At 60.5% G+C, this 6,750-nt stretch carries 8 protein-coding genes; 6 read left to right on the top strand and 2 right to left on the bottom strand.

The window, feature by feature from the left end; genetic code table 11:
• Window positions 1–249: 249 nt before the first annotated feature.
• Both AC3WG5_RS18980 and AC3WG5_RS18975 read right to left on the bottom strand, forming a co-directional pair.
• A complete protein-coding gene (locus tag AC3WG5_RS18980; RefSeq protein WP_492570279.1) occupies window positions 250–1,299 on the bottom strand; it encodes a DMT family transporter in 1,050 nt (349 codons plus the stop codon).
• Between the two features lie 64 nt (window positions 1,300–1,363).
• Window positions 1,364–1,633, bottom strand: coding sequence for a metal-sensing transcriptional repressor (locus AC3WG5_RS18975; RefSeq protein ID WP_008952712.1), 270 nt, complete (start codon window positions 1,631–1,633; stop codon window positions 1,364–1,366).
• 194 nt (window positions 1,634–1,827) lie between these two features.
• Between AC3WG5_RS18975 and AC3WG5_RS18970 the strand changes: the two genes are divergently transcribed.
• The 6 genes from AC3WG5_RS18970 (at window position 1,828) to AC3WG5_RS18945 (ending at window position 6,543) form a co-directional block, all read left to right on the top strand.
• Window positions 1,828–2,781, top strand: a complete 954-nt coding sequence (locus AC3WG5_RS18970; protein WP_492570277.1) for a chromate resistance protein ChrB domain-containing protein — start codon at window positions 1,828–1,830, stop codon at window positions 2,779–2,781.
• Window positions 2,782–2,817: 36 nt separating this feature from the next.
• Entirely contained in the window at window positions 2,818–4,008 is a 1,191-nt protein-coding gene (locus AC3WG5_RS18965) for a chromate transporter (RefSeq protein ID WP_492570275.1), read from the top strand.
• Window positions 4,009–4,031: 23 nt separating this feature from the next.
• Entirely contained in the window at window positions 4,032–4,631 is a 600-nt protein-coding gene (locus tag AC3WG5_RS18960) for a superoxide dismutase (RefSeq protein ID WP_008952709.1), read from the top strand.
• Between the two features lie 29 nt (window positions 4,632–4,660).
• Entirely contained in the window at window positions 4,661–5,002 is a 342-nt protein-coding gene (locus tag AC3WG5_RS18955) for a hypothetical protein (protein ID WP_482581907.1), read from the top strand.
• 5 nt (window positions 5,003–5,007) lie between these two features.
• Window positions 5,008–5,466, top strand: coding sequence for a chromate resistance protein ChrB domain-containing protein (locus AC3WG5_RS18950; protein ID WP_492570274.1), 459 nt, complete (start codon window positions 5,008–5,010; stop codon window positions 5,464–5,466).
• Between the two features lie 414 nt (window positions 5,467–5,880).
• The gene (locus AC3WG5_RS18945; RefSeq protein WP_492570272.1) at window positions 5,881–6,543 is read left to right on the top strand and encodes a dihydrofolate reductase family protein; all 663 of its coding nucleotides are present in this window, start codon (window positions 5,881–5,883) and stop codon (window positions 6,541–6,543) included.
• Window positions 6,544–6,750 lie beyond the last annotated feature (207 nt).

Raw genomic sequence — 6,750 nt, 5'->3', positions numbered from 1 at the left:
ATTCCCGCCGTTCGGCTTGCCGACCTGATTGGTCTGCAATGGACCGGTTACCTGCCATTCAAGGCCGAGTCGTGCTGAACGACAGCTCTCAATCTAGCGAACGCGAACTTCCGACCCATTGCTGTCGATCTCGCTTTGGCAAGCAGACGTTCACGAGCATCACTGAACGATCAGGGTGATCACTCGGAGCAAGGGTGTCGAAATACAAAGCTGTTTCTGAGCCAGTAAAAGCTCCCATCCTGTATCGTTTCAGTGCTTGTGCCTGTGGTGTGAGTCAGGGAAATGCGGGTGGGTATGCGTCAGCACGTCGTGCCGATGCTGATGACGGTGCTTGGTGCCTGGTGCGATCGGATAGTCATGGTCGTGCTGGTGATGCTCATCATGCACATGCTCGTGCTCATGTTCCAACGCTTCGTGCGTGTGCACGTGCTCGTGGCGTTCGGTGAGGTGCAGCCAGATGCCGATGGCCATCAATCCACCGGCAAGCAACAACGGTAGCGTGATCGGCTCCCCCATAGTCAATGCCAGCAGGGCACCGAAGAACGGTGCGACAGAGAAGTAGGCACCAGTGCGGGCAGTGCCGAGGTGGCGCAGCGCTACCACGAACAGCGCCAGGCTCACACCATAGGCAAGGAAGCCAACGATCATGGCCCCGCCGAGGTTGGGCAGCGGCGGCAGAGAAGCTCCCAACATTAAAGCCAGGGCCAGGTTGACCGAGCCGGCCGCCAATCCTTTGACCGAGGCGATCCAGGTTGCATCCGTCAGGGAGACTTTGCGCGTCAGGTTGTTGTCGATACCCCAGGCGAAGCAAGCGCCAACGACCGCCAGTGCCGGCCACATGCCAGCGAAGCGCGCCTCTCCCGGCCAGCTCAGGATCAGTGCCCCTGCAACAATGGCCACCATCCCCAATGCAATGCGGTGGTCGAAGTTTTCCTTGAAGGCGAACCAGGCCAGCAGCGCCGTGAACACACCCTCGGCATTGAGCAGCAGCGACGCCCCGGAGGCCGGCATCCCAGTCAGGCCCAGCATCAGTAACACCGGCCCGACGATACCGCCCGACACGATGGCCCCTATAAACCATGGGGCTTCATGACGCGGCAAGCGGACGGCAGGTGCCCGCGTCAGACGACGGTACAGTGTCAGGCCAACGCCAGAGCCAAGGTAGAGCAGCCCGGCCAGCAGCCATGGGTTGACGTTGTGCAGCAGCAGTTTGGCAAACGGCGTTCCTGCGCCAAATAACAGAGCTGCGCCCAGCGCCGCCGGCACGCCAGTCTGGCGTAGTCCTTCTTTCCAATTCATGGCGATCTCTCACTTGCCAGGTAGTTGCCCTGTTGTGGTGGTAGTCCCGCCGGACATATGTCCGCTACAAGTATTTGGTGATCTCTTTGAACTCGCGCAGGGTATCGTCCGCGCTTTGCTGGCCCTCGCGCACCGCATGTTCCAGGCAGTGCTCGATATGGTCATGCACCAGAATTTTCTTGGCGTTGGTGACGGCGCTTTCGACGGCCTGAAGCTGCTGGGCAATGTCCAGGCAGCTGCGTCCCTCTTCGAGCATGGCAATGATGCTCTTGAGGTGGCCATCGGCTCGCTTGAGCCGCTTGATGATGTCGGGGTGGGAGGTGTGTGTACTCATGGCTTCACATCCTATCCGGGGGGATAGGAAAAGACAAGAAAGTCGAGGGCTGACCGCTAGGCTTTCCTGAAGCTTGGGATGTCCAGGCTCGTGTCGGCTCCCAGTCCGATCACGAGCAAATGTAATGAGCTTTGCACTAACCGTAATATTACATACATTACAAATGGTGTAATGTTCATTGCAAAGGAGGTGAAATGAATCAGATCAACTGGCTCGCTTTGGTCACCAGCGTGGCGGGGCAAAACGGCACCCTGCGTGTGCGGCTATGGCGGCAAATGAAAGCGATGGGTGCAGCCGCGCTACGCGATGGCGTCTACCTGTTGCCGGCCCGGCCTGAACTGCGCCAGGCGCTGGCGAACTTGCGCGATGAGCTGTTGGCCGCAGATGGCATGGCCCACGTGCTGCAGGTGGTGGAAGACTCCCCCGCAACCCAGGCGGAATGGCAGGCGCTGTTCGACCGGAGCGAGGCCTATCAGCAATGGAGCGAGGAGCTGGCGGCACTGCTGGCACCGCTACCGGAGTCGGAGAGCGAAGCCCGGCGCAGTCTGCGCCAGCTGCGCAAGGAGCTGGAAGCGATCGCCGCCATCGACTTCTTTGCCGGCGATCCGCTGGAGTTGGCCCGTCGGCAATGCAACGACGCGGAAAGGCAACTGACCAGCCACTACTCGCCAGATGAGCCATTGGCGGTTGGCGGAGACATCCCCCGTCTCAACCCGGCCGGCTACCAAAAGCGGCTATGGGCTACGCGAGCCCGCCCGTGGGTCGATCGTGTCGCCTCGGCCTGGCTGATCCGTCGCTTCATTGACCCCGCTGCACGTTTCATTTGGCTGACCGACGTTTACGCTTGCCCGGTGGAGGCGCTGGGTTTCGATTTCGACGGGGCGACGTTTTCCCATATCGGAGAGCGGGTGACGTTCGAGGTGCTACTGGCGAGTTTCGGCTTCGAGCACGACCCGGCCTTGGCCCGACTCGGCGAGCTGGTGCACGCACTCGATGTCGGCGGCAGCGTGGTGCCCGAGGGTGTCGGCTTCGAGGCTGTACTGGGTGGCGCACGCAGCCGGATCGCAGACGATGACCTGCTGCTGGCCGACATCAGCAACGTCCTGGACTCGCTCTATACCCACTTCCAGGGCGCGGCCAGACCGTAAGGCCCCCTTGCAACACTTCTGTAGCAGGAGATCACCTTGAGCAATACCAGCAATACCATCCCCATCAGTACGCATCCAGCCTACACCTTGTGGCAGCTGGTGCTGTACTTCCTGCGCCTTGGCACCTTCGGCTTCGGTGGCCCGGTGGCTCTGGTCGGCTACATGCACCGCGACCTGGTTGAGCGCCATGGCTGGATTACGGAGGCCGACTATAAGGAGGGGTTAGCGCTGGCCCAGCTCGCCCCCGGGCCGCTGGCCGCGCAAACCGCCATTTATCTCGGCTATGTGCATTACCGCACTCTGGGCGCCACGCTGGTCGGGCTGGCTTTCGTGATGCCCTCGTTTCTGATGGTAGTGGCACTGGGCTGGGCCTACCAGCAGTTTGGCGGGCTGCAATGGATGCAAGCCGTGTTCTACGGGGTCGGCGCCGCCGTGATCGGCATCATTGCGATCAGCGCCCACAAGCTCACCACCAAGAGCGTCGGCAAGGACAAACTGTTGTGGGCCATCTACCTGACCCTCCTCGCCGTGACGGTCATCACCGAGTCGGAAATCGCCTGGCTGTTTGTGGCGGCCGGGGTGCTGGGCTGGTTCTGGCGCGCGCCGCCCAAATGGCTGGGCAAAGGCAGTCTAAATGCGGTCGCTACCGCCCAGGTGCCAGCTGCCAGCAACCTGCTGGCCGGCTTGGATCTGTCGCTGCTGAGCCAGATCGGCCTCTTCTTCACCAAGGCCGGCGCATTTGTCTTCGGCTCAGGGCTGGCGATCGTCCCATTCCTCTACGGAGGCGTCGTGACCGAGCACCACTGGCTCAACGACAAGCAATTCGTCGATGCCGTGGCCGTGGCGATGATTACGCCGGGGCCGGTGGTCATCACGGTGGGCTTCATCGGCTATCTGGTCGCGGGTTTTCCCGGTGCGTGCGTGGCGGCGCTGGGCACCTTCCTGCCGTGCTACCTGTTCACCGTGCTGCCCGCACCGTATTTCAAGAAGTACGGCAAGTTGCCGGGGGTGGTGGCGTTCGTGAACGGCATCACTGCGGCGGCCGTGGGCGCGATCACCGGCTCGGTCATCGTGATCGCAAAACGCTCGCTGGTCGATGTACCAACCGTATTGCTGGCGATCGTCACCATCCTGTTGCTGTGGCGCTTCAAGAAGCTGCAAGAGCCGGTGATCGTCGTTGGCGCTGCTGCGATCGGCCTGCTGCTGTATCCGCTGTTGCACCACTGACATCAACCGAGAGGAGAGTGCCCATGACTTACCAGATCCAGCCCTTGGCCTGCGACCCCGCCAGCCTCAACGGGCTATCCGAACAGCTGATCCGCAGCCACCACGAGAACAACTACAGCGGCGCGGTGAAACGCCTGAACGCCATCAGCACACGCTTGCAGGGCCTGGACTTCACCAGCGCTGCCGTGTTCGAACTCAATGGTCTGAAGCGCGAAGAATTGATCGCCGCCAATTCGATGATCCTGCACGAGCTGTATTTCGACAGCCTGGGCGGAGCTGGCAGTGCACCACTCAGCCACCTCGCCGATGCCCTGGCTCGCGACTTCGGCAGCGTTGAACGCTGGGCCGCCGAATTCAGCGCCATGGGCAAGGCACTGGGCGGCGGTTCGGGCTGGGTATTGCTGACCTGGTCACCACGCGACCGCAAACTGATCAACCAATGGGCATCCGACCATGCCCATACCTTGGCCGGTGCCACGCCGATCCTGGCGCTGGATATGTACGAGCACGCCTACCACATGGACTACGGCGCAAAGGCAGGTGCTTACGTCGATGCCTTCATGCAGAACATCAACTGGCCGGCCGTGCAGCAGCGGTTCAGTGCCGTGGCCGGCAATGCGTAAGGGTTTGGATGGTAGCGGCCGGCTTCGCCATGGCCTCAAGTGTCGCCATGGCTGCGCAACCACTGAGTCGGCATACCTTGTCAGGCGCAGAAATTAACAAGACCTTCGTTGGCAAGGTAGCCACGGATGGCCATCACTGGACCTATCACCTAAAGCCTGACGGGAGCATCGATGGCGTCGAAATGGGGCGACCCCGCAAGGGGCGCTGGTCGATTCACGACAACCGGCTATGTCTGAGCGTGCCACTGGGTGCGCCTGAGCAGTGCGTAGCAATCGTGCGGGAAGGCAAGGGGCTGATTTTTCGGGATAACGGCATGGACATCACCGATGTGCAGGTGGAACCGTACCGTTCCAGGCAGCAGCTGCAATAGGAGGCATGGTGAAGTGGATCACTCGCGAGCGGCCGAAGATCGACCGCATAGCCTGCCCTTGGCTCATTACACGCTTTATCGACAAGTCACCCGAGTTTCTGTTCGTACCGCCGGCCGATGTGCTGAAGGTGGCGGCAGAGACGGGAGCGATCCCGTGCGACATTCCTAGTGTCGAGCTTTCGCATGAGGGCGAACTGTGCAGCTTCGATGCCTTCCTGAAACAGTACGGACTTACCGACGATCCGGCGCTGCAGCAGCTTGCCGTCATCGTGCGCGGAGCCGACACCTCGCGGCTCGATCTGACCCCGCAATCCGCAGGGCTATACGCCCTCTCTCTCGGGCTGTCCCAGGTCTATGCCGACGCTCACGAGATGCTGCAGCACGGGCTGGTGATGTATGAGGCACTGTACACTTGGTGCAAGGACTGCCAGGCGGAGACGCATAATTGGCCGCCAAAAATGTGACAAAGCGACTCTACCTGAGTAGCCGATTTCACCGTTGACATCATTATTGATTGGCCGCTTTGGAGCGCTTCCCCGTACATACGGTCATGGCCGAGAGTGGGATTTCCATGTCGGATCCCGATAGCCGACAGATGAAAACGCAAGGGCTGCTTTCTGGATGATGTTCGCTACGGCTGCGCCCTGCCAGTCGCGGTCGTTGAGCGTTGTTTCTGGCCTTTCTCCAAACCGGGCATTGATGCGGATTTACTGCCTTCATTGGTGTTCGATGCATTAACCGTAATGTCGAGACAGCTCGGAAGGGACTCGCAGTGAAAACAATAGCTTACGCGCAACAAAATCTGTCCCACTAAAATAAGTATGTCCGGACGCAGGCGTCCGTTGATTACCTGTTAGGCGTCTAAACGGAGGCAAACGATGACACGAGTTCGCGTTGAGGGCTTCACCATTTCGATCGACGGATACGGAGCAGGACTGAATCAAGACATCAACAATCCGCTCGGCGTTGGCGGGACGGAACTGCACCAGTGGCTAGTTCCAACACGCACGTTCCAGCGGGCCTTGTTCGGCAAGGACGGCGGTACGACCGGGGTTGACGATGATTTTGCCGCCCGTGGCTTTCAAAATGTCGGGGCCTGGATTCTTGGGAGGAACATGTTCGGCCCCATTCGTGGGGACTGGCCGGACACAAACTGGAAAGGCTGGTGGGGAGATAATCCACCGTATCACGTTCCAGTCTTCATTTTGACCCATCATGCTCGTCCCCCCATCGAGATGGAAGGCGACACGACGTTCCACTTCATCACAGGGGGCATTCACGAGGCGCTCGACCGTGCACGCGAGGCCGCTGCCGGAATGGACGTGCGTATCGGCGGTGGGCCGGACACCGTCAAGCAGTACCTTCGTGAGGGCCTCATTGATGAACTGCACATTGCTATCGCGCCGGTCCTGCTCGGGCGGGGAGAATCACTGTTCGAAGGGGTTGACTTGCGGGCTCTGGGATACGAATGCGTTGAATTCGTAGCGTCGGAGAAAGCCACGCATGTCGTCCTGCGGCACCAAGGGCGCACGGACACCTAACCACTCGCTGAAGGCCGACGTCCCTGAAGGGGCCGCGGCCTTAGCTCGCACGTTGAGTGTCCGCTTTTCCAATCGCCGACCGTCCACATTGGGTCGGGAGCTGTACGGGTGACAGAGAAAAGGGGCTATTCAGATCGAACCTACAGGCAACGACAGCTACCCGCCCGATTGCTGACGTAACGCGGGGCACCTCTGGGCGACAGCAAA

The sequence above is a fragment of the Pseudogulbenkiania sp. FW507-F1 genome (assembly GCF_058781125.1).
This window is presented reverse-complemented; position numbering and strand designations above follow the sequence as displayed.